The sequence below is a fragment of the Aureibacillus halotolerans genome (assembly GCF_004363045.1).
In the GTDB taxonomy this organism is placed as follows: domain Bacteria; phylum Bacillota; class Bacilli; order Bacillales; family DSM-28697; genus Aureibacillus; species Aureibacillus halotolerans.
Map to the genome: position 1 here is coordinate 39296 of NZ_SNYJ01000023.1, position 20747 is coordinate 60042.

Sequence of the window (20747 nt, forward strand, 5' to 3'; positions counted from 1 at the left end):
TTCGTGGGTCAAAAAGTTAATCCTATCGGTTTGCGAATCGGCGTCATCCGTGACTGGGAATCCAAATGGTTCGCAGGCAAAGACTATGCAGATTTTTTGCATGAAGACATTAAAATTCGTGATTACATCGAGAAGCGCTTAAAAGATTCTTCAGTCGCTCAGATTGAAATCGAACGCGCAGCAAACCGAATCAATATCACAATTCATACAGCAAAACCAGGAATGGTTATCGGGCGTGGCGGTTCTGAAGTAGAAGCTCTTCGTAAAGCATTGAATAGCTTGACTGGCAAGCGTGTGCACATCAACATCATGGAGATTAAAAAGCCTGATTTGAACGCACAACTTGTTGCTGAAAACATTGCACGTCAGCTTGAAGCTCGAATTTCTTTCCGTCGTGCTCAAAAACAGACGCTCCAACGTTCTATGCGTGCTGGTGCACAAGGGATTAAAACAGAAACATCTGGCCGTCTTGGCGGTGCAGATATTGCTCGTTCTGAGTCATATAGCGAAGGAACTGTTCCACTTCACACACTTCGTGCAGATATCGACTATGGTACTGCTGAAGCAAACACAACATACGGAAAAATCGGTGTGAAAGTTTGGATCTATCGTGGAGAGGTTCTTCCTACGAAAAAGAAAGGAGGGAAATAAGCCATGTTGATGCCTAAACGTGTTAAATATCGTCGTGTACATCGTGGGAAAATGCGCGGTCGTGCAAAAGGCGGTACAGAAATTAATTTCGGTGAGTATGGCTTGCAGGCAGTTGAAGCCTCTTGGATTACAAACCGTCAGATCGAAGCTGCTCGTATCGCGATGACGCGTTACATGAAGCGTGGCGGTAAAGTATGGATTAAAATTTTCCCTTCAAAGCCATTCACAGCTAAACCACTTGAAGTACGGATGGGTTCCGGTAAAGGGGCACCTGAAGGCTGGGTGGCAGTTGTTAAGCCTGGTAAAATCATGTTTGAAATTGCTGGAGTACCTGAAGAGGTTGCACGTGAAGCATTACGTCTTGCATCTCACAAACTCCCAATTAAAACAAAGATCGTAAAACGCGAAGAAATTGGTGGTGAATCCAATGAAGGCTAATGAAATCAGAGAATTGACCACTTCAGAGATTGAACAAAAGGTACAATCATTGAAAGAAGAGCTTTTTAACCTTCGTTTTCAGCTGGCAACAGGCCAATTGGAGAACACCGCCAGAGTTCGTGAAGTGAAGAAGGGCATTGCTCGTTTGAAAACTGTGGTTCGTGAAAGAGAAATCGGGATCGCAAACCGATAAACGATAAGGAGGTTTAAGGCTCCATGAGTGAACGCAATCAACGCAAAGTGTACACTGGCCGCGTCGTGTCTGATAAAATGGACAAAACGATCACGGTCGTCATTGAAACGTATAAAAACGACAAACTTTACGGCAAGCGTGTGAAATACTCTAAGAAGTTAAAAACGCATGATGAAAACAATCAAGCGAAACTTGGCGATATCGTAAGAGTGATGGAAACTCGTCCTTTGTCGGCAACAAAACGTTTTCGTCTTCTAGAAGTAGTCGAAGAATCTATTATTATTTAACCCATTTGATTGAAGGCACGAAGGGAGGTTAACAAACGATGATCCAACAGGAAACCCGTTTAAGAGTGGCTGATAACTCTGGTGCTCGTGAAGTATTGACGATTAAAGTCCTTGGCGGCTCCGGAAGAAAAGTAGCGAATATTGGTGATGTAATTGTTTGCACTGTGAAACAAGCAACACCAGGAGGCGTTGTTAAAAAAGGCGATGTTGTTCGTGCAGTAATCGTACGCACAAAGAGTGGTATGCGTCGTACTGACGGTTCTTACATTCGTTTTGATGAAAATGCAGCGGTGATTATCCGTGATGATAAAAGCCCGCGCGGGACTCGTATTTTCGGACCCGTTGCACGTGAATTACGTGACAACAACTTCATGAAAATCGTATCCCTTGCTCCAGAAGTTTTATAATTGAAACCTAGTTGCAAAGGAGGTGCGTATCGAAATGCACATCAAAAAGGGCGATAAAGTTCAAGTGATCACTGGAAAAGACAAAGGAAAGCAAGGTACGGTTCTTGTTGCTCATCCTAAGAAAAATCGAGTGGTTGTAGAAGGCGTGAACATCGTTAAAAAACATGCAAAGCCTTCACAAGGTAATCCGCAAGGCGGTATTTTAGAGCTAGAAGCTTCCGTTCATGTATCAAATGTGATGGTTATCGATCCTAAGGATGGAGTACCGACACGTGTTGGTTATGAATTAAAAGACGGAAAAAAAGTGCGAGTTGCTAAAAAAAGCGGCGAAACATTAGATAAATAGGTTTTAGAAAGGAGGTCCTATCGTGAATCAGCTTAAAACGCAATATAAGGATGAAATCGTGCCAAGCTTAATCGAGAAGTTCAGTTATTCTTCTATTATGCAGGCGCCAAAAGTTGAAAAAATTATTATCAACATGGGTGTTGGTGAAGCAGTGCAAAACGCAAAGGTTCTTGACAATGCAGTCGAAGAGCTAACAGCAATTGCCGGTCAAAAGCCAATCGTTACTCGTGCGAAAAAGTCTATCGCTGCGTTCCGCTTGCGTGAGGGTATGCCAATCGGTGCTAAGGTTACACTCCGCGGAGACCGTATGTATGACTTTCTTCAAAAATTGATCAACGTTTCTTTGCCTCGTGTACGTGACTTTAGAGGTGTCTCCAAAAAATCATTTGATGGTCGTGGAAACTATACCCTCGGCGTAAAAGAGCAATTGATTTTCCCAGAGATCAACTATGATCAAGTGACAAAAGTCCGCGGTATGGACATTGTCATTGTCACAACGGCGAATTCAGACGAAGAAGCGCGTGAGCTTCTTTCTCAAATGGGAATGCCGTTCCAAAAATAATGAATAGGAGGGAATTCCTTGGCTAAAAAATCAATGATTGCCAAGCAAAAGCGTGAGCAAAAATTTGCAGTGCGTGAGTACACACGTTGCGAACGTTGCGGCCGTCCTCATTCCGTGTTGCGCAAGTTTAAACTTTGCCGTATTTGTTTCCGGGAACTCGCCTATAAAGGCCAAATCCCCGGCGTTAAAAAAGCCAGCTGGTAATTACCCTATAGTAGGGAAGGAGGTAACAGATTATGGTCTTGTCAGATCCTATCGCGGATATGCTAACACGCATCCGTAACGCCAACCTTGTTCGTCATGATAAGTTGGAGCTGCCTGCATCCAATCTGAAAAAAGAGATCGCAGAAATTCTCAAACGTGAGGGCTTTGTGCGTGATGTAGAGTACGTGGAAGACAACAAACAAGGTACGATTCGCATTTTCTTGAAATACGGTCCAAATAACGAGCGTGTTATTACGGGTCTTAAGCGCATCAGCAAGCCTGGATTGCGTGTATATGCAAAAACAAACGAAGTACCAAGAGTATTGAACGGACTTGGGATTGCCCTTGTTTCAACATCTCAAGGCGTATTTACAGACAAAGAAGCCCGTCAGCAAAACACAGGCGGAGAAGTACTTGCGTACGTTTGGTAAATCAGAGTTGAACGATTAGGAGGTGTTATCATGTCACGTGTTGGCAAAAAGATTCTAGAAATTCCTGAAGGTGTAACGATTGATATCTCAGCGAACAACAACGTTACCATTAAAGGCCCAAAAGGCGAATTGGCGCGTAAGTTCAATGAGTCAATGAAGATTGTCATTAACGACAATATTCTTACTGTCGAAAGACCATCAGAAAGCAAGGAACACAAATCGCTTCATGGCACGACACGCAGCCATATCGGAAATATGGTTGAAGGTGTTACAAAAGGCTATGAGCGCACACTTCAGCTTGTCGGTGTCGGTTATCGTGCAAGCAAAAGTGGAAGCAAGCTTGTCTTGAACGTTGGGTACTCTCACCCAGTCGAAATCGAGCCTGAAAACGGAGTAGACGTTGAAGTTCCTGAGAATACACGCTTGATTGTAAAAGGGATTGACAAAGAACGTGTTGGAGCACTGGCTTCAAACATCCGTGCTGTACGTCCGCCTGAGCCTTATAAAGGTAAAGGAATTCGTTATCAAGATGAACAAGTTCGTCGCAAAGAAGGTAAAACAGCGAAATAATGCACTAAGGTAAGAAAGGGGTGACCTTAATTGATCACAAAAGTGGATAAGAATAAATCACGTAAAAAGCGTCATGCCCGTGTGCGCTCAAAGTTGACAGGTACGGCTGAACGTCCTCGCCTAAACGTATTTCGTTCAAACCAGCACATCTATGCACAAGTCATTGATGATGTAAATGCAACTACACTTGCTAGTGCTTCTACATTGGATAAAGACTTTGAAGAGAGTGCAAAAGGCAAAAACGTAACAGCTGCACAAAAGGTTGGCGAATTGTTAGCCACACGTGCGAAAGCACAAGGCGTAGAAGATGTAGTTTTTGACCGTGGAGGATACTTGTATCATGGTCGTGTAAAAGCTTTGGCGGATGCAGCGCGCGAAGCTGGACTTAAATTTTAATTGCAAAAGGAGGGAATAGATTGAGTCACATTGATGCAAACAAACTAGGCGAATTGACTGAACGTGTTGTTACAGTCAATCGTGTAGCCAAAGTTGTTAAAGGTGGTCGTCGTTTTCGTTTTGCTGCTCTCGTCGTTATTGGCGATAAAAATGGGCACGTTGGATTCGGTACTGGGAAAGCCCAGGAAGTTCCAGAAGCGATTCGTAAAGCTATCGAAGATGCAAAGAAAAACTTGATTAAAGTGCCAATGACAGGCACTACACTACCTCACTTAATCACTGGTGAGTTCGGTGCAGGACGCGTCCTATTGAAACCTGCATCTGAAGGTACTGGTGTTATTGCAGGTGGTCCTGTCCGTGCTGTATTGGAATTGGCAGGTGTTGGTGACATCCTTTCGAAATCATTGGGGTCTAACACACCAATTAACATGATCCGCGCAACAATTAACGGTCTATCCCGTTTGAAGAAAGCCGATGAAGTGGCTAAACTTCGCGGTAAAACTGTTAAAGAGCTGTTAGGATAAGGAGGGCTTGACCTATGGCAAAGCAATTAGAAATCACCCTCACTCGCAGCGTAATCGGGCGTCCTGAAAAGCAAAAGTTGACGGTCCAAACGCTTGGTTTAAGAAAGTTGCACCAAACAGTGGTGCGCGAAGATACTGTTGCGGTTAGAGGCATGATTAATCGTGTGTCTCACTTAGTGAAAGTGAACGAAAAATAAATTATACTTTTTCTGATAGGAGGTGCACAGCATGAAACTTCATGAGCTTCATCCTGCGGAAGGATCTCGTAAAGTGCGCAAGCGCAAAGGCCGTGGTATTGGTACGGGTAACGGTAAAACTGCCGGTAAAGGTCACAAAGGTCAAAATGCACGTTCAGGCGGCGGTGTTCGTCCTGGTTTCGAGGGTGGTCAAAACCCACTTTTCAGACGTCTTCCTAAACGTGGATTTACGAATATTAATCGTAAAGACTATGCAGTCGTCAATCTTAGCACGTTGAATCAGTTCGATGACGGAGCAGAAGTAACACCTGAGACTTTGGTCGCTAACGGCGTTGTAAAAAACCAAAAGAGTGGCATTAAAATTCTTGGTGAAGGCCAGATTGAAAAGAAATTGACAGTCAAGGCTCATAAATTCTCTGCTTCCGCTCAAGAAGCAATTAAAGCGGCAGGCGGTCAAACTGAGGTGATCTGATGTTCCGTACAATCTCGAATTTCATGCGAGTAAGCGACATTCGGAATAAGATCATCTTTACCTTGTTGATGTTGTTAGTGTTTCGTTTAGGAACGTTTATCCCTGTTCCAGGCGTTGATCGAGACGTTATCAACATCGGGTCCAACAGTGTGTTTGGGATCCTAAATACCTTCGGAGGCGGTGCCCTGCAGAATTTCTCTATTTTTGCGATGGGCATCATGCCTTACATCACAGCGTCCATCATTGTGCAGCTTTTGCAAATGGACGTCGTGCCAAAGTTTACCGAATGGTCAAAGCAAGGGGATGTCGGTCGTAAGAAGCTTACACAGTTCACTCGATATGGAACGATTGGTCTCGGATTTATCCAGGCTCTAGGCATGTCCTACGGCTTTAATACAATGTTTGAAGGACTTATTCCAAACCCATCTTTTACTACGTATCTAATCATTGCACTCGTGCTTACAGCTGGAACAGCCTTCCTGATGTGGCTCGGTGAGCAGATTACGACCAAAGGTGTTGGAAATGGGATATCCATTATTATCTTTGCCGGGATAGCAGCAGCAATTCCGAACCAGATAAATCAGATCTATGCTCAACAAATTGAAGGGGCTGGCGATCAGCTGTTCCTTCGCATCATCGTTGTCTTGATTTTGCTTCTTGTTGTGATTGCGATTGTCGTTGGTGTTATATTCATTCAACAGGCACTACGTAAAATTCCAATTCAGTATGCAAAACGAGTCAGCAACAACAAACCTGTTGGCGGTCAGTCGACACATCTTCCATTAAAGGTGAATGCTGCCGGAGTTATCCCAGTCATTTTCGCGATTTCGTTCATTGTGACACCACAAACGATCGCATCCTTTTTCCCGGATAATAATGTGGCCGCACAGATTCGAAACATTTTCGACTACACTCAACCAATCGGTATGACGTTCTATGTCATTTTGATTGTTGCGTTCACGTATTTTTATACCTTTGTTCAAGTGAATCCTGAACAAATGGCGGATAACCTAAAGAAACAAGGTGGGTATATCCCTGGAATCCGACCTGGGTTAAGCACTCAGAAGTATGTGACGAAGATCCTTTATCGTCTAACGCTCGTTGGCGCTACCTTCTTAAGTGTGATTTCAATCCTACCGATCTTCTTTATCAATATCGCCAATCTTCCACAGTCTGTCCAAATTGGCGGAACGAGCCTTCTCATCGTAGTAGGTGTCGCTCTGGAGACGATGAAGCAATTGGAAAGCCAGCTTGTCAAGAGACACTACAAAGGATTTATTAAGTAGTATGAATCAAACTGTTAAAACGTCATGTATAGGGTTGATACCATGGAATTGATACTCATGGGCCTTCCGGGGGCTGGAAAAGGCACTCAGGCCGACAAGATCAAAAAGAAATATGGCATTCCTCATATTTCGACCGGAGACATGTTTCGTGCAGCAATTAAGGAACAAACCCCTTTAGGCAGGGAAGCGAAAGCTTACATGGATAAAGGAGATCTTGTTCCCGATGAAGTCACGGTCGGTATTGTCGGAGAACGTCTTTCAAAGGAAGACTGCAACAACGGCTTCTTACTAGATGGTTTTCCGAGAACGCTGGCTCAGGCTGAAGCCCTTGAACATATTATGTCCCAATTAGGCAAATCTCTTGATCATGTGCTTCATATTAACGTTGATGAAAACAAATTGATGGATCGCTTAACAGGCCGTCGAATATGCCCTGAATGCGGAGCAACCTACCATGTTCTCTTTAATCCTCCTAAACAAGAGGGGATTTGTGACCTGGATGGTGCCGAGTTAATTCAGCGTGATGACGACACAACTGAAAAAGTGAAAAATCGTTTAAAGGTTAATATGAAGGAAATGGCGCCGTTGCTTGATTTTTATGGGCAAAAAGGGTATCTTGTGACAGTAGATGGCGATCGAGAAATTGAGAGCGTCTTTGCTGACATTGATCAAAAGCTTGGAGGCATTGGTGCATGATTATCTGCAAAACACCTCGGGAAATCTCAATTATGAGAGAAGCGGGACGTATTGTAGCGCTAACGCATCAAGAACTGAAACAGCATATTCAGCCAGGCGTTACGACCAAAGAGCTGGATCGCATTGCTGAAGAGTTTATTCGCAAACATGATGCAACGCCTTCGTTTAAGGATTACCAGGGCTTCACAGGAAATGTTTGTGCGTCTGTGAACGAGGAGCTTGTACATGGGATTCCAAGTGAACGAAAGCTTAAAGACGGTGATGTGATTAGTCTTGATATCGGTGCCTTCTACAACGGTTATCACGGAGATTCGGCGTGGACGTATGGCGTAGGAACGATTGATGAGGCCTCTCAGCAGCTGCTGGATGTCACTGAAACGTCGTTGTATAAAGGGTTGGAGCAAGCGAAGCCAGGTGACCGCTTATCGAATATTTCTCATGCGATACAAATGTACGCAGAAAGCCAAGGGTTTTCCATTGTGAGAGAGTATGTTGGTCATGGGGTTGGGCAAAACTTGCATGAAGATCCGCAAATTCCTCATTACGGACCACCAAACAAAGGTCCTCGCTTGAAACCAGGCATGGTTCTTGCGATTGAACCAATGGTGAATGCAGGCGAGCGCTACGTCAAAACGCTTGGTGATGATTGGACAGTCGTAACCGTTGACGGGAAACGATGTGCTCATTTCGAGCATACCATTGCGATCACTGAGACGGGGTATGACATCTTAACCACACTGTAAAGGTGGAGGATGCACCTGAACAAAGAGGACACACAACCGCAAATCGGACAATACGTGAAGATTTGTAAGGGGCGTGACAGAGGCTTTATCGCCATCATTGTGAGCATCGTAGACGAGTCGCAATTGCTACTCGCTGATGGAAAGAAGCGTACCTTTGATCGAGCCAAGTTGAAAAACCTGGCTCATGTAGAATTGCTGGCTACTGTATCGCCTGAGGTCAAACGTAGCCTGGCGGAAACAGGGCGTGTCACCAACGCAAAATTGCGTCATGCCATCGCAACAATGCAACGTGCGATAAGGGATGAGTAAAGAAGGGAGCACAACTTGATGGCGAAAGAGGATGTAATTGAAGTCGAAGGAACCATTATGGAAACTTTGCCGAATGCAATGTTTAAAGTGGAACTTGAAAATGGGCATACAGTGTTGGCCCATGTATCCGGAAAAATCCGTATGCATTTCATCCGTATTCTACCGGGAGATAAAGTAACAGTTGAGCTGTCTCCATATGACTTAACACGCGGGCGAATTACGTACCGGTACAAATAACACTCCGATTATAAAGGAGGCTGCAAACATGAAAGTCAGACCTTCAGTTAAACCTATGTGCGAAAACTGCAAAGTTATTCGTCGAAGAGGTCGGGTCATGGTCATTTGCTCGAATCCAAAGCACAAACAAAAACAAGGCTAAATCAAAAGGAGGTGCATTTCATTGGCACGTATTGCTGGAATTGATGTCCCGCGCGACAAGCGTATTGTGATCTCGCTCACTTACGTTTTCGGCGTAGGCAAAACAACCGCACAAAAAATCCTTGCTGAAGCGAACGTATCTGAGGATACTCGCGTTCGTGACCTTACTGAGGAAGAGCTTGGACGTATACGTGATGTCGTGAACACGATCAAAGTCGAAGGTGATCTTCGTCGTGAAGTGTCTCTTAACATCAAACGTTTGATTGAAATTGGTTCATATCGTGGTATTCGCCACCGCCGTGGTCTTCCTGTTCGAGGCCAGAACTCTAAAAACAACTCTCGTACGCGTAAAGGTCCTCGTCGTACAGTAGCGAATAAGAAGAAGTAAGAAAGGAGGCTAAATGATGGCTCGTAAACCCGTATCACGTAAAAAACGTGTCAAAAAGAATATTGAGAGCGGCGTTGCACATATCCGCTCTACATTCAATAACACGATCGTCACGATTACAGACACTCATGGCAATGCTCTTGCATGGTCTTCTGCAGGTTCACTTGGGTTCAAAGGCTCCCGTAAGTCTACGCCATTCGCAGCACAAATGGCTGCTGAAACAGCTGCAAAAGGATCCATTGAAAACGGCATGAAAACACTTGAAGTGAACGTGAAAGGTCCAGGTGCAGGTCGTGAAGCTGCGATTCGTGCATTGCAGGCTGCTGGTTTAGAAGTAACGGCGATCAATGATATGACGCCAGTTCCTCACAATGGATGTCGTCCACCAAAACGTCGTCGTGTCTAAGTAAATACCCGTATAAAACTCATATCCTTGTCTATAATGGTTATGATAATAGATTTACGGTTTATTAGTGCTTAATCGACTTGTGAAGTATCGTGAGAACGGTCAACAGAAATTTTCGGTTGGGCTTCAAGAGTCTGACCGGAGTTTCGACGTTTTGAAGGAGGGTTAATGAATGATTGAAATCGAGAAGCCACGTATTGAGACTGTAGAACTCAACGAGGATGGCAAGTTCGGTAAGTTTGTTGTGGAACCTTTAGAACGCGGATATGGAACCACACTCGGAAACTCTTTGCGTCGTATTCTGCTGTCCTCTCTTCCAGGAGCTGCAATCACCTCTGTGCAATTTGAGGGCGTAATGCATGAATTTTCAACGATTCCAGGTGTGCGTGAGGATGTCACTGCGATTATTCTCAACTTAAAGCGCTTGGCAATGAAAATTTATTCTGATGAAGAAAAAACAATAGAAATTGACGTCCAGGGTGAAGGAACTGTAACGGCTGCCGACATCACGCATGATAGTGACGTGGAAATCCTCAACCCAGACCTGCATATTGCAACGCTGTCTAAAGACGGTGTTCTTCGTATGCGTCTTACGGCTGTTCGCGGGCGCGGTTATATCGCTGCTGATCTAAACAAGCATGAGGATCAACCAATTGGCGTTGTTCCAATTGATTCGATCTTTACCCCGGTAGCACGTGTGACGTATCAAGTAGAGAACACTCGTGTAGGCCAAGTCACCAATTATGATAAACTAACCCTCGATGTAACAACAGATGGCAGTATTCGACCTGAAGAAGCAGTGTCTCTCGGTGCCAAGATTATGAATGAGCATTTGAATATTTTCATAGGCTTGACCGATGAAGCACAAAATGCGGAGATCATGGTTGAAAAAGAAGAGGACCAAAAAGAAAAAGTGCTTGAGATGACGATCGAAGAGCTCGATCTTTCTGTCCGCTCTTACAACTGCTTAAAACGCGCTGGCATCAATACGGTTCAAGAACTTGCACATAAAACCGAAGAAGACATGATGAAGGTACGAAACCTTGGACGCAAATCGTTGGAAGAGGTTCGTAACAAGCTTCATGAACTTGGTCTTGGTCTACGCAAGGACGAATAGTACCCGAATAACGAACAAAGGAGGTCAAGAACATGGCATATGGAAAACTAGGACGCTCAAGCGCCCACCGCAAAGGATTGCTTCGTGATCTAACAACCGATCTCATCATCAACGAGCGGATTGAAACGACACAAGCAAGAGCGAAAGAAGTACGCTCCGTTGCAGAAAAAATGGTGACTCTTGGGAAACGTGGAGACCTTCACGCACGTCGTCAAGCAGCTGCTTTTATTCGTAGAGAAGCTGCGAACGATGAAGGGCAAAACGCTGTTCAAAAACTATTTTCTGATCTAGCACCACGCTACGAAGACCGTCAAGGAGGATACACTCGTATTCTTAAAGTAGGTCCTCGTCGTGGAGATGGCGCTCCAATGGTCATCTTGGAGTTCGTTCAAGACTAATTGATAATGTTTGAGGCAAAAGGGCGGAGAAGATCTCTATCTGGAGAGGTTGGCATCTAAGCCCTTTTTTGTCGTGAATTTTTATGTGAGGGGCGCTAAGGGGGACGTTGATATGAATGCATTGGAATTTGAGGATGTCACTTTTGCCTATCCTGGGGCAATGCCGGCATTGGTCAACGTCGCCTTTGTCGTTAAGAGAGGGACGTGGGTGGCTGTAGCGGGTCGAAATGGCTCGGGTAAGTCCACAATGGCACGACTCACGAACGGTCTACTACTGCCGTCCTCTGGGCGTGTGATTGTCGGTGGGTCCCTTTGCACAACCCAGCCTGATGAAGGACATGCCGTTCGTAAAAAACTTGGTTTATTGTTTCAAAATCCAGATCACCATTTTGTGGCAACTACACTGGAAGAGGATATAGCGTTTGGCTTGGAAAATGATGCTATGCCTCAACACGCCATGCAACGTAAAATCGAAAAGGCACTGAGCGACGTTGGTCTAAGCGAGGCACGTAGACGGGACCCCCGTCATTTGTCTGGTGGGCAAAAGCAACGGGCTGCACTGGCGGGACTCATTGCAAGGGAACCGGACATTTATGTAATGGACGAGTCCTTTAGCATGATAGACCCTGTAGGACGTCAGGACCTTCTTAACGTGGTAAGGCAATTGCTGACGCCAGAGAAAACACTTTTAACGGTAACCCATTCGTTAGAGGAAATGCTGCAGGCGGATCGCTTGCTTTGGTTAGAAGAGGGTCGGTTGACAATGGACGGCAATCCGGCTGACGTGATTTTGTCCATTCTTCAGCAATCCCCTGCCAGTGAATGGCCGTCATTCGTTTACGAGGTAAGCAAGCAATTGGTTGAGGAGGAGTGGCTAAAATCCCCTCTAGTCAAAGAAGAGGAGCTGGTGGAGCACATATGGAGGTTGTATTCAAACAGGTAAGTGATGCCTATATAGAGCAGGCTGCCGTGCTCCCCGCGCTAACTTCTATAGATGCCGCATTTGCTTCAGGACAATGGCACTGCTTGATCGGCGCAGCGGGGTCAGGGAAAAGTACATTGCTGCAGCTTGCCGCGGGTCTCAGGCTTCCGCGGCAAGGACAGATTCAGGCAGGGACAGTAACACTTGAGCCAACATCGAAAAAAGCTCTGCGTCGTGAAGCGATAAAGCAAAGTGGTCTCGTCTACCAATTCGCGGAGCAGCAATTTTTTGAAGAGAGCGTAGAACGAGAGCTTTTATTCGGCTTGCTCAACCAAGGGATGAATGAGATCACGGCGAAAGAAAGAGCATCACAGATGGCCATGACGGTTGGCCTGAAGGAGGAGCTACTACAGCGCTCTCCCTTTTCATTAAGTGGAGGAGAACAAAGAAAGGTCGCCTTGGCCAGTATTCTTGCCATGCGCCCCTCATTGCTTCTGCTAGACGAGCCAACAGCTGGGCTTGACCCTGTCGCGGCAGAGCAGATTCTTGAAGTGCTCCGACAGTACCAGGCCACAACACAATGCACGGTGCTCCATAGCAGCCACGATATGGGTGATGTGTACCACTGTGCGGATCACGTCGTCTGGCTTGAGGCAGGAAAAGTGCAAGCCAGCGGGACCGCAAATGAGATCTTTGTTCATCATATGGGGGGAATGGACAATGCCTTGCTGCCTCCCCCGTTGTCTATCGCTCGCCAAATTGGCGTCAAGTTGACAGCCGATATGCCTAAAGTAACGATGCATACGTTGCTACAGTCTGTTCGCGAACGGCAGCTAGAGGTCGGTGAGCGTCATTGATTGGGGCCTATGTCGCACGCGACTCTCCAATTCATCGCATGGACCCGAGGGGCAAGATTGCAAGTGTTCTTATGTTAAGCAGCCTGGCATTCGCCCTTGATAGCCTTGTTAGTTATGCCCTGTATGCTTTTTTACTCGTTGCGCTTTATTCTGTATCACGATTGCCACTTCGGCTCGTGTGGGCAAACCTGAGGCCTGTGGCATGGTTTGCTAGTGCTGCCTTTCTTCTTCACGTCTTAGCGACGAGGGAAGGTGACGTGTTGTGGGCATGGCAGTGGATACAAATAAGTGATGCGGGTCTTTGGCAAGGAAGCAAAATTATGCTACGGCTTTTTTTCATTTGCGCAGCGGGCTTTTTGTTGCCCATGACTACCTCCCCTAGTGAGCTTATCGCAGCACTGTCTTTTTACCTTACGCCATTAAAGGCCATTGGTCTTTCGCCATCTGATGCCGCGCTGGCAATGACGATTGCGATGCGCTATTTGCCCATGCTGGCAGAGGAGGCAAAACGGACGAGCCAAGCGCAGCTAGCAAGGGGCGCAGGGCGCGATTTGTCTTGGCGCAGACCAAAAAAGGCCATCCATCATTTGCAGGCGTTTGTGATCCCACTAATGATTGGGACCATTCGCAATGCGCATGCCTTGGCTGAAGCCATTGATTCCAGAGGCTATGATGGCACAAAGCCGAGAACCTCCTTTCGTCCACTTCGCTGGACGTGGACGGATAGCATGAAATTCACTGGGCTCGTCCTGATTGCTGCTTTGACGATATTTGTAAGGGGAGATTAGTATGCCACGCTGGAAAGCAATACTTCAATATGACGGCACAGCCTTTTGCGGCTTTCAGCGGCAATCCAATGATCGTACGGTGCAAGGGGTAGTAGAACGTGTGCTTGGGCGGATGCATAAAACGAAAACGCATCCGGTGTTTGCCTCGGGACGAACCGATGCCGGGGTGCACGCCATCGGTCAGGTGATTCATTTTGATTCCCCGATTGATCTGCCAGAGGAACGCTGGAAGCGCGCAGTGAATGGATGGCTTCCAGGCGATGTGGTTCTGCATTCGATAGAGCGAACGTCGGATACGTTTCATGCACGTTACGATGCGATAGGGAAGGCGTATCAATACCTTGTGATGAATGGACGAACCGCTGATGTGTTTCGTCGGCGGTACGTGCATCACGAGCCAAGACCTTTAGATGAGGAAACGATGCAACACGCTCTTGCTCTGTTTCTAGGTACCCATGAATTTACCGCCTTCTGTTCCGCACAATCGACGGTCTCATCGTACACCCGTACCATTACGACAGCAACATTGGTAAGAGAGGACCAGGATTTTCGCTTTTATATCGAAGGCAATGGTTTTTTGCATCACATGGTGCGCATGATTGTAGGGACTGTCATAAAAACGGGCTACGGTGCTATGACCGTTGAGCAATTGAACACATGCCTGACAAGTGGGGAGAAGGGGCATTGGGTGAAAACCGCCCCAGCAGAAGGCCTCTATTTAATGAAGGTAAACTACCCTACACAAGCATAAAAAAGTAAAACAACGATGCCTCGTGTACAAAAACCCTTGACACAAGGAATTGGCTTCGGTATTATGTACATTAGTGTTCATTTTAAATCCACGATAAAGCCCCGGAAACCTTTCATCGTGATTGAATAAAACTAAACGGAATAATCAGGAGGGACAAAACATGCGTCAAACCTATACTGCGAAGCCGCTTGAGCAAAAACGCAAATGGTTGGTTATCGATGCAGAAGGCCAAACTCTTGGTCGTCTTGCAAGTGAAGTAGCTTCAATTCTTCGCGGCAAACATAAGCCAACTTTTACACCGAACGTAGACACTGGAGACCACGTCGTTATCATCAATGCAGGGAAAATTCACCTTACAGGAAACAAACTGCAGGACAAGAAATACTACCGTCACTCGCAGCATCCAGGTGGATTGAAAGAAACGAACGCACTTGACATGAGAACAAACCATCCAGACCGTATGATCCAGCTTGCTGTTAAAGGCATGCTTCCAAAAGGACCACTTGGTCGTGCAATGGCTAAAAAATTGAACGTATACGGTGGCAGTGAGCATCCTCATGCAGCACAGTCTCCAGAAGTATACGAACTTAGAGGTTAAGGAGGGAAACGATTATGCCAACACTTCAATATTACGGCACAGGCCGTCGTAAATCAGCTGTTGCTCGTGTTCGTCTTGTTCCAGGCAACGGACGTGTAGTGATCAACAATCGTGAATTCGAAGACTTTTTCCCAGTGCCTTCTGTACGTGAAATCGTTCAGCGCCCATTAAAGGTTGCTGAAGTAGAAGGTAACTATGACGTGATTGTCAGTGTAAACGGAGGAGGCATTTCTGGTCAGGCAGGCGCAGTTCGCCACGGCATTGCACGTGCATTGCTTAAAGCAGACCCAGAATACCGCCCAGCGTTGAAATCACAAGGTCTTCTTACTCGTGATGCACGTATGAAAGAACGTAAAAAATACGGACTTAAAGGCGCACGCCGTGCACCTCAGTTCTCAAAACGTTAATATATCTACGTTTCTGGCTCCGAACCCCTCAATGGTTCGGAGCTTTTTTAATGCCAAAATTGGGTTTTGACTGCATTTTGACCACTTTTTTCGGTTTTTGTTCTTATGGAAACCAGCTCGTCACTGGGTTAGACGAGTTGAAGGACGCGCTGTTCTTTCGAAAATGCCATCCGCCCCTCTTCATTATTGTATAAAATCACCAAGTGGATAGAGTACCTCTCGTTCAGGTTTTCCTTTTTTCTCTGGCCACAAGAATTAAAGACACTGAATTTATCGATAAAATTCACGCAACATTAGTGATAATTTACATAATCTTTACGCTATCCTTATATTTATCTAGCGTTAGTTTTATATATTTATACTTTAGTGGTGCAAATTACTGCAGGAGAAGCTAGGATTTCAAAAGAATCCTCAACTTAGAGAGTGGCGGTAGGGGTTCTATCAACTGTTACAGCATTCAATTCTAGTTGAAGAAGAAAGTAATCAGGAAAAAACATATCAATGTAGAGTTAGGGAGGTTAAACTGTAATCTTTCCTTACACTGTCACTTCCCGCAATAGAAAAAAAGCCACTTCTTAAAAAATGATATTCGTAACAATTGATTTGTGAAAGGGGAACGAACACAACCATGAAATTTACAAACAAAAAATTTATTAGTTCAGTAACACTTGCAGGAGTGCTGGCATTAGGCGTTTCTGTGAACCCTGCTCAGGCTGCAAACAACCTTTCTGATATCAAAGGGAGCTTTGCACAAGAACAGATTCAAACATGGATGGATAATGGCTTAATTACAGGATATCCTGACGGTTCCTTCAAACCAAATAACTTTATGAATAGAGCCGAATTTATGAGTCTTGTGAATAGATCATTTGGATTTACCGAAGATGCTGAAATAAGTTATGAAGATGTTGCTAAGGATGCTTGGTATTACAAAGATGTAGCCAAAGCCATTGAAGCAGGATATGTGCATGGTTATCCAGATGGTACCATCAAACCTCAAGATTCTATTACTCGTCAAGAAGCGGCTAAAATAATTGCCGAAATTATAAATTTAAATGAGGATGAAGATGCTGTTGCTTCATTTACAGATGCTGCTTCTATTTCAAACTGGAGCAAAGATGCTGTAGGCAGTGTTTTCGCTGAAGATATTATGGTTGGCTATCCAGATGGAAGTTTCAAACCTCTCAATCATATTACACGGGCAGAAGCCGTTGTTTCATTAGATAATGCTTTAGAAACAGAAGAGACGGCCAAACCTTCTAAACCACAGGGGTCTGATAACGAACTGAAAGTACCTCTTCCTGAGGTAGAGGGCCCATTGCCTGCTGTAGACCATGGCGAAAATGCTGCAGATCCTGAGTTAAAGAATATCGCTGCGACGAATCCTTTTATAAAAATATTAGACGGTTTTGATACGATATGGTCAATGAACCAGCCTGACTGGAGAGACGGCACAGCGTTAACAGAACCTGGTGCCAATGGAGAAACGGCAAACTATGGTGATGGACCGACTGTCTATTTTGATGGATATAAAAATGATGAGTCAAAAGTAGTGGCAGATAAGAAAACATATGCGAACGCAGAAATTAGAAATCCAGAGACTTGGGAAGCGAACATTAAATATGTGGAAGACGTTACGCAAAACAGGACCGATGAAGAAGCTTTAGCTGCATACTTAGATGATCAAAGAGATAAGGTCTATAGTATGATGGGGGCTTTTGGACCGTTAGCGAATGACTATGCAGAAATCGTTCATCCAGTAACAAGTGTTGTTCGATCAGAAGAGGACATGAATAAAGTATTGGAAGAGACGACTGTTGAAGACCAGGCTCAAGGAATGGGAGACTGGGAGGAGTCTGAACTTGCCGATGCGATGGATTTAGTTAGTCTCATTCGATTTGAAAATCCGTCATCGTCAAATCCGTCTAAATACTTCTTCTCCTCACCTAGACCTTATAGAATGAATTCAAACGGAGAAGTTATTGAAGTCGTTGATGAAAATGGATTACCTGTATGGGATACGATTGGCAGTGGTGAAACCTTAGAAGAAGCCTTACCTTCAGGCGGGAAAAAAGCAACTGGAGAAAGACATTATCAACAATATGAAACGAATGTTGAGATCATCCCGGCATTAGAATATGTAAAACGAATAGCACAAGACGGCAGAGGAAAAGATGGAGCATTTCCGAGCGGGCATACGAGTGCATCTTATTTATCAACATTCGGATTTGCACATGCGACGCCGGAAAGATATGCTGAGTTTTTAACTAGAGCTGCTCAAATGGGAGAAAATAGAATCGTAACAGGTATGCACTCACCACTTGATGTCATTGGTGGCAGAATCCAATCTACAGCAATGACTGCTTATGCATTCAATAAGGAAGAAAACAGAGAAGTCATCGAGAAGGCTTATGAAAATGCTGGAGAAGTATTTGGCGAATTAGCTGAAGAAAATAACATGAGCTTATATGAATATGCACATACAGTGACAGAGGATTATACGTTTGAAAGTGCATATGATGAACAAAGATGGGAAGATCATGAAGCAAACAAAGCGTTCTACAGAGAAAAAATGACGTACGGATTACCTCAAACAGGAACTAAAGGCTTAGAGCCTGTCGTACCAAAAGGGGCAGAAGTCTTATTAGAAACTCGTCAGCCCTATTTGACAGATCAACAACGCCGCGAAGTCCTATATACGACAGAAATTGATTCAGGGTACCCTTTAATTGACGCATCAAACGGTTGGGGAAGAATTGATTTAGTTACAGCAGCTGATGGATATGGTGCGTTCTTAGACAATGTAACAGTATATATGGATGCTTCAAAAGGAAGATTTAATGCTCATGACTGGTGGAGAAATGACATTAACGGCAGTGGGATGCTTACGAAGCAAGGAACAGGAACACTTACATTAACTGGAGACAATAGCTACACTGGAGGAACATTGCTGCAAGGAGGAACGTTAGAAGCTGCTTCTGCGACTGCTTTTGGTACTGGTGATCTTTATGTAGAAGATGGAACAGTTGTAGTTAACTCAGATGAAGCTTTACAAGTAGATGGCAACTTCACTATGGATGCTGGAACGTTAACGATTTCAATGGATGATAGCAACAGTCAGCTAAACGTTGATGGATTGGTATACATTGAAGGCGGAGACCTTCATTTAGACTTAGCAAATGATGAAGTGAAAGGTGCCAAAGACATTACGCTTATTTCTGCCAGCAATGTGAAAGGTCAATTTGATAATGTAACAGCTGATGGATACAATGTAACTGTTACGTATGAAGATCAGCGTGTTATTGCACATATCGAAGCAAAATAGAATGTATAATTGCAGATTCAACAAGAGAAAACCTCCGTGGTCCTTTACTGGACACGGAGGTTTTTTGCATGCTTAGTTTGAAATTTTGACTTGTCCATCAAACTGAACGGTGGCACCCATGGCTTCACTAACAAAACGTAGAGGAACCATTGTGTTACCTTTGATCACCTGTGCTTTTGCATCTAAAGTGATGGTCGTACCATTTACTTTTGCGTAGGCAGAGCCCACCGTCAGCGTTACCGTGCGATCCTCTTTTACTGCTGTAATGATCCTAGTTTCGGCATCGTATTGAACAGTAGCGCCTAAAGCCTCGAAAATCGGACGAAGTGGTACCAACGTTCGGCCGGATTGCACAATTGCAGGCTGTGAATAGGATTGCAGGGCGCCGTTTAAATAGACTTTCACAGTTTTCACTGCTGGTGTTGTAGGTTTTGGCACAGGCTTTACGGTAGGAATTGGCGTTGATTGTGCTGGTTTTGATGAGGACGATGTGCTTTTGCCATTATGATAATGATACTCTCCGTATTCCAAACCCCATTTTTCACAGTTTGTCCAGCAATGATGACCGCCGTTTGCGTCTGTTCTGCCAGGGTGTGCCTCAGCAATGGTTGGTGTTGCGGAAAGCATAAGACCCGCCGACAGGATTAACAATGCTCGTTTCATTTTCATGGTTTTCCTCCATTTAGAAGTAATATTTGTGCTGCCTAAAATAATTTGTATCTTGCTTGAACTGAGCAACGTAAGGAGATACACCATGTCTGTGCGATGTGTATGGAACGCCTCTGGTTCGTTCGACACCCCTTTTTTGGATAATAAGGATGATTAAGGATGAGGCACCTTTTTCATTGAACAACAATTTGTGTATTTTTGTCAATATTTTCTTTTTTAGATGCTTATTGTATCGCTCTGGTGTGGCGAACGTTTTTGGGGGCAAGTGTCTTCTTTTCACGTGGTCCGGCTTTATATATTTTTCGCATTAACAGTGCGTACTCGCCTGCGCTTTTCGTTGTCTAGCTGCGCGCCGTAGAAGCTGCGAGGTAGAAATCCCGGTGCGAGAGAAATGTGAAGAACCATTTCTTCACCCCGTGATGTTCTACTCTTCGCTTCTGTACGTACGGCGCTCCGCCTTTCGTTGTCCAGCTACGGCTCGCTGAAGCTCCGAGATAGAAACCCCAAGGCGAGAGAAATGAGAGAACCATTTCTTCGCCTTGTGATGTTCTACTCTGCACTTCAAAACGCACTCACCTGCGCTTTTCGTGTCTAGCTGCGCGCCGTAGAAGCTGCGGCGCAGAAATCCTCGGTCTAGTGAAATGTGGAGAAGCATTTCCCAGCCCAATGATGTTCTGACCTGTGCTTCTGTACGTACGGCGCTCCGCTTTTCGTTGTCCAGCTCCGGCTCGCTGAAGCTCCGAGATAGAAATCCCAATGCGAGAGAAATGTGGAGAACCATTTCTTCGCCTTGTGATGTTCTACTCTGCGCTTCAAAACGCACTCGCCTTCGCTTTTCGTGTCTAGCTGCGCGCCGTAGAAGCTGCGGCGCAGAAATCCTCGGTCTAGTGAAATGTGGAGAACCATTTCCCAGCCCAATGATGTTCTGACCTGCGCTTCTGTACGTACGGCGCTCCGCTTTTCGTTGTCCAGCTCCGGCTCGCTGAAGCTCCGAGATAGAAATCCCAATGCGAGAGAAATGTGGAGAACAA

General features: G+C 45.1%; 33 protein-coding genes. 31 read left to right on the forward strand and 2 right to left on the reverse strand.

Translation table 11 applies throughout. The features are described from left to right. The first annotated feature begins 3 nt into the window (after window positions 1–3). The 31 genes from rpsC to EV213_RS18640 all read left to right on the forward strand — a co-directional run bounded on the left by rpsC (window position 4) and on the right by EV213_RS18640 (window position 19047). A complete protein-coding gene (gene rpsC, locus EV213_RS18490) occupies window positions 4–651 on the forward strand; it encodes a 30S ribosomal protein S3 (RefSeq protein ID WP_133582056.1) in 648 nt (215 codons plus the stop codon). Between the two features lie 3 nt (window positions 652–654). Beyond that, entirely contained in the window at window positions 655–1089 is a 435-nt protein-coding gene (gene rplP / locus EV213_RS18495) for a 50S ribosomal protein L16 (RefSeq protein ID WP_133582057.1), read from the forward strand. Further along, on the forward strand, window positions 1079–1282 hold the full coding sequence (gene rpmC, locus EV213_RS18500; RefSeq protein WP_133582058.1) for a 50S ribosomal protein L29: 204 nt from the start codon (window positions 1079–1081) through the stop codon (window positions 1280–1282). Before rplP ends, rpmC begins: the two co-directional genes overlap by 11 nt. 23 nt (window positions 1283–1305) lie before the next feature. Then, entirely contained in the window at window positions 1306–1569 is a 264-nt protein-coding gene (gene rpsQ / locus EV213_RS18505; RefSeq protein ID WP_133582059.1) for a 30S ribosomal protein S17, read from the forward strand. 38 nt (window positions 1570–1607) lie between these two features. Further along, complete coding sequence (gene rplN, locus EV213_RS18510) at window positions 1608–1976, forward strand: 50S ribosomal protein L14 (RefSeq protein WP_133582060.1); 369 nt, start codon at window positions 1608–1610, stop codon at window positions 1974–1976. Window positions 1977–2010: 34 nt separating this feature from the next. Further along, window positions 2011–2322, forward strand: a complete 312-nt coding sequence (gene rplX, locus EV213_RS18515) for a 50S ribosomal protein L24 (protein ID WP_133582061.1) — start codon at window positions 2011–2013, stop codon at window positions 2320–2322. Window positions 2323–2344: 22 nt separating this feature from the next. Then, on the forward strand, window positions 2345–2884 hold the full coding sequence (gene rplE / locus EV213_RS18520; protein ID WP_133582062.1) for a 50S ribosomal protein L5: 540 nt from the start codon (window positions 2345–2347) through the stop codon (window positions 2882–2884). An 18-nt stretch (window positions 2885–2902) separates the two neighbouring features. Next, the gene (locus EV213_RS18525) at window positions 2903–3088 is read left to right on the forward strand and encodes a type Z 30S ribosomal protein S14 (protein WP_133582063.1); all 186 of its coding nucleotides are present in this window, start codon (window positions 2903–2905) and stop codon (window positions 3086–3088) included. Between the two features lie 32 nt (window positions 3089–3120). Next, entirely contained in the window at window positions 3121–3519 is a 399-nt protein-coding gene (rpsH, locus tag EV213_RS18530) for a 30S ribosomal protein S8 (protein WP_133582064.1), read from the forward strand. 30 nt (window positions 3520–3549) lie between these two features. Continuing rightward, window positions 3550–4089 (forward strand): 50S ribosomal protein L6, encoded by a 540-nt coding sequence (rplF, locus tag EV213_RS18535; protein WP_133582065.1) that lies wholly within the window; start codon window positions 3550–3552, stop codon window positions 4087–4089. A 30-nt stretch (window positions 4090–4119) separates the two neighbouring features. After that, window positions 4120–4485 carry a 50S ribosomal protein L18 gene (gene rplR / locus EV213_RS18540; RefSeq protein ID WP_133582066.1) on the forward strand — a complete coding sequence of 122 codons (366 nt, stop codon included), beginning with the start codon at window positions 4120–4122 and terminating at the stop codon, window positions 4483–4485. A 20-nt stretch (window positions 4486–4505) separates the two neighbouring features. Further along, complete coding sequence (gene rpsE, locus EV213_RS18545) at window positions 4506–5009, forward strand: 30S ribosomal protein S5 (RefSeq protein ID WP_133582067.1); 504 nt, start codon at window positions 4506–4508, stop codon at window positions 5007–5009. 14 nt (window positions 5010–5023) lie between these two features. Beyond that, complete coding sequence (gene rpmD / locus EV213_RS18550) at window positions 5024–5206, forward strand: 50S ribosomal protein L30 (protein ID WP_133582068.1); 183 nt, start codon at window positions 5024–5026, stop codon at window positions 5204–5206. A 31-nt stretch (window positions 5207–5237) separates the two neighbouring features. Beyond that, window positions 5238–5678 carry a 50S ribosomal protein L15 gene (rplO, locus tag EV213_RS18555; RefSeq protein WP_133582069.1) on the forward strand — a complete coding sequence of 147 codons (441 nt, stop codon included), beginning with the start codon at window positions 5238–5240 and terminating at the stop codon, window positions 5676–5678. Next, on the forward strand, window positions 5678–6964 hold the full coding sequence (gene secY, locus EV213_RS18560; protein ID WP_133582070.1) for a preprotein translocase subunit SecY: 1287 nt from the start codon (window positions 5678–5680) through the stop codon (window positions 6962–6964). Before rplO ends, secY begins: the two co-directional genes overlap by 1 nt. A gap of 42 nt (window positions 6965–7006) precedes the next feature. Further along, window positions 7007–7660: an adenylate kinase gene (locus EV213_RS18565; RefSeq protein WP_133582071.1), complete on the forward strand. Its 654-nt coding sequence runs from the start codon at window positions 7007–7009 to the stop codon at window positions 7658–7660. Next, entirely contained in the window at window positions 7657–8403 is a 747-nt protein-coding gene (gene map, locus EV213_RS18570; RefSeq protein WP_133582072.1) for a type I methionyl aminopeptidase, read from the forward strand. Before EV213_RS18565 ends, map begins: the two co-directional genes overlap by 4 nt. A gap of 9 nt (window positions 8404–8412) precedes the next feature. Next, on the forward strand, window positions 8413–8712 hold the full coding sequence (locus EV213_RS18575; RefSeq protein ID WP_341770359.1) for a KOW domain-containing RNA-binding protein: 300 nt from the start codon (window positions 8413–8415) through the stop codon (window positions 8710–8712). An 18-nt stretch (window positions 8713–8730) separates the two neighbouring features. Continuing rightward, complete coding sequence (gene infA, locus EV213_RS18580) at window positions 8731–8949, forward strand: translation initiation factor IF-1 (RefSeq protein WP_133582073.1); 219 nt, start codon at window positions 8731–8733, stop codon at window positions 8947–8949. A 28-nt stretch (window positions 8950–8977) separates the two neighbouring features. Then, the gene (gene rpmJ, locus EV213_RS18585; RefSeq protein WP_133582074.1) at window positions 8978–9091 is read left to right on the forward strand and encodes a 50S ribosomal protein L36; all 114 of its coding nucleotides are present in this window, start codon (window positions 8978–8980) and stop codon (window positions 9089–9091) included. Window positions 9092–9112: 21 nt separating this feature from the next. Next, window positions 9113–9478: a 30S ribosomal protein S13 gene (rpsM, locus tag EV213_RS18590; RefSeq protein ID WP_133582075.1), complete on the forward strand. Its 366-nt coding sequence runs from the start codon at window positions 9113–9115 to the stop codon at window positions 9476–9478. A 16-nt stretch (window positions 9479–9494) separates the two neighbouring features. Then, the gene (gene rpsK, locus EV213_RS18595; RefSeq protein WP_133582076.1) at window positions 9495–9884 is read left to right on the forward strand and encodes a 30S ribosomal protein S11; all 390 of its coding nucleotides are present in this window, start codon (window positions 9495–9497) and stop codon (window positions 9882–9884) included. 172 nt (window positions 9885–10056) lie between these two features. Then, window positions 10057–11001, forward strand: a complete 945-nt coding sequence (locus tag EV213_RS18600) for a DNA-directed RNA polymerase subunit alpha (protein ID WP_133582077.1) — start codon at window positions 10057–10059, stop codon at window positions 10999–11001. Window positions 11002–11033: 32 nt separating this feature from the next. After that, window positions 11034–11399, forward strand: coding sequence for a 50S ribosomal protein L17 (gene rplQ, locus EV213_RS18605; protein ID WP_133582078.1), 366 nt, complete (start codon window positions 11034–11036; stop codon window positions 11397–11399). A 112-nt stretch (window positions 11400–11511) separates the two neighbouring features. Next, the gene (locus tag EV213_RS18610) at window positions 11512–12342 is read left to right on the forward strand and encodes an ATP-binding cassette domain-containing protein (protein ID WP_133582079.1); all 831 of its coding nucleotides are present in this window, start codon (window positions 11512–11514) and stop codon (window positions 12340–12342) included. Then, the gene (locus EV213_RS18615) at window positions 12318–13178 is read left to right on the forward strand and encodes an ATP-binding cassette domain-containing protein (RefSeq protein ID WP_133582080.1); all 861 of its coding nucleotides are present in this window, start codon (window positions 12318–12320) and stop codon (window positions 13176–13178) included. The genes EV213_RS18610 and EV213_RS18615 overlap by 25 nt, the downstream gene beginning before the upstream one ends. Next, window positions 13175–13966 (forward strand): energy-coupling factor transporter transmembrane component T family protein, encoded by a 792-nt coding sequence (locus EV213_RS18620; protein WP_133582081.1) that lies wholly within the window; start codon window positions 13175–13177, stop codon window positions 13964–13966. Before EV213_RS18615 ends, EV213_RS18620 begins: the two co-directional genes overlap by 4 nt. 1 nt (window position 13967) lies before the next feature. Continuing rightward, window positions 13968–14717 carry a tRNA pseudouridine(38-40) synthase TruA gene (gene truA, locus EV213_RS18625; RefSeq protein ID WP_133582082.1) on the forward strand — a complete coding sequence of 250 codons (750 nt, stop codon included), beginning with the start codon at window positions 13968–13970 and terminating at the stop codon, window positions 14715–14717. A gap of 160 nt (window positions 14718–14877) precedes the next feature. Further along, window positions 14878–15315 (forward strand): 50S ribosomal protein L13, encoded by a 438-nt coding sequence (gene rplM, locus EV213_RS18630; RefSeq protein ID WP_133582083.1) that lies wholly within the window; start codon window positions 14878–14880, stop codon window positions 15313–15315. Window positions 15316–15329: 14 nt separating this feature from the next. Continuing rightward, complete coding sequence (gene rpsI / locus EV213_RS18635) at window positions 15330–15722, forward strand: 30S ribosomal protein S9 (RefSeq protein ID WP_133582084.1); 393 nt, start codon at window positions 15330–15332, stop codon at window positions 15720–15722. A gap of 628 nt (window positions 15723–16350) precedes the next feature. Next, window positions 16351–19047: an S-layer homology domain-containing protein gene (locus EV213_RS18640; protein WP_133582085.1), complete on the forward strand. Its 2697-nt coding sequence runs from the start codon at window positions 16351–16353 to the stop codon at window positions 19045–19047. Between the two features lie 72 nt (window positions 19048–19119). Here the strand turns inward: EV213_RS18640 and EV213_RS18645 are convergent, their stop codons facing one another. Together EV213_RS18645 and EV213_RS21005 are read right to left on the reverse strand one after the other, a co-directional pair. Further along, window positions 19120–19716 (reverse strand): copper amine oxidase N-terminal domain-containing protein, encoded by a 597-nt coding sequence (locus tag EV213_RS18645; RefSeq protein ID WP_243740267.1) that lies wholly within the window; start codon window positions 19714–19716, stop codon window positions 19120–19122. A gap of 424 nt (window positions 19717–20140) precedes the next feature. After that, the coding region (locus tag EV213_RS21005; protein WP_208112784.1) for a hypothetical protein at window positions 20141–20747 on the reverse strand (607 nt) is incomplete at its 5' end.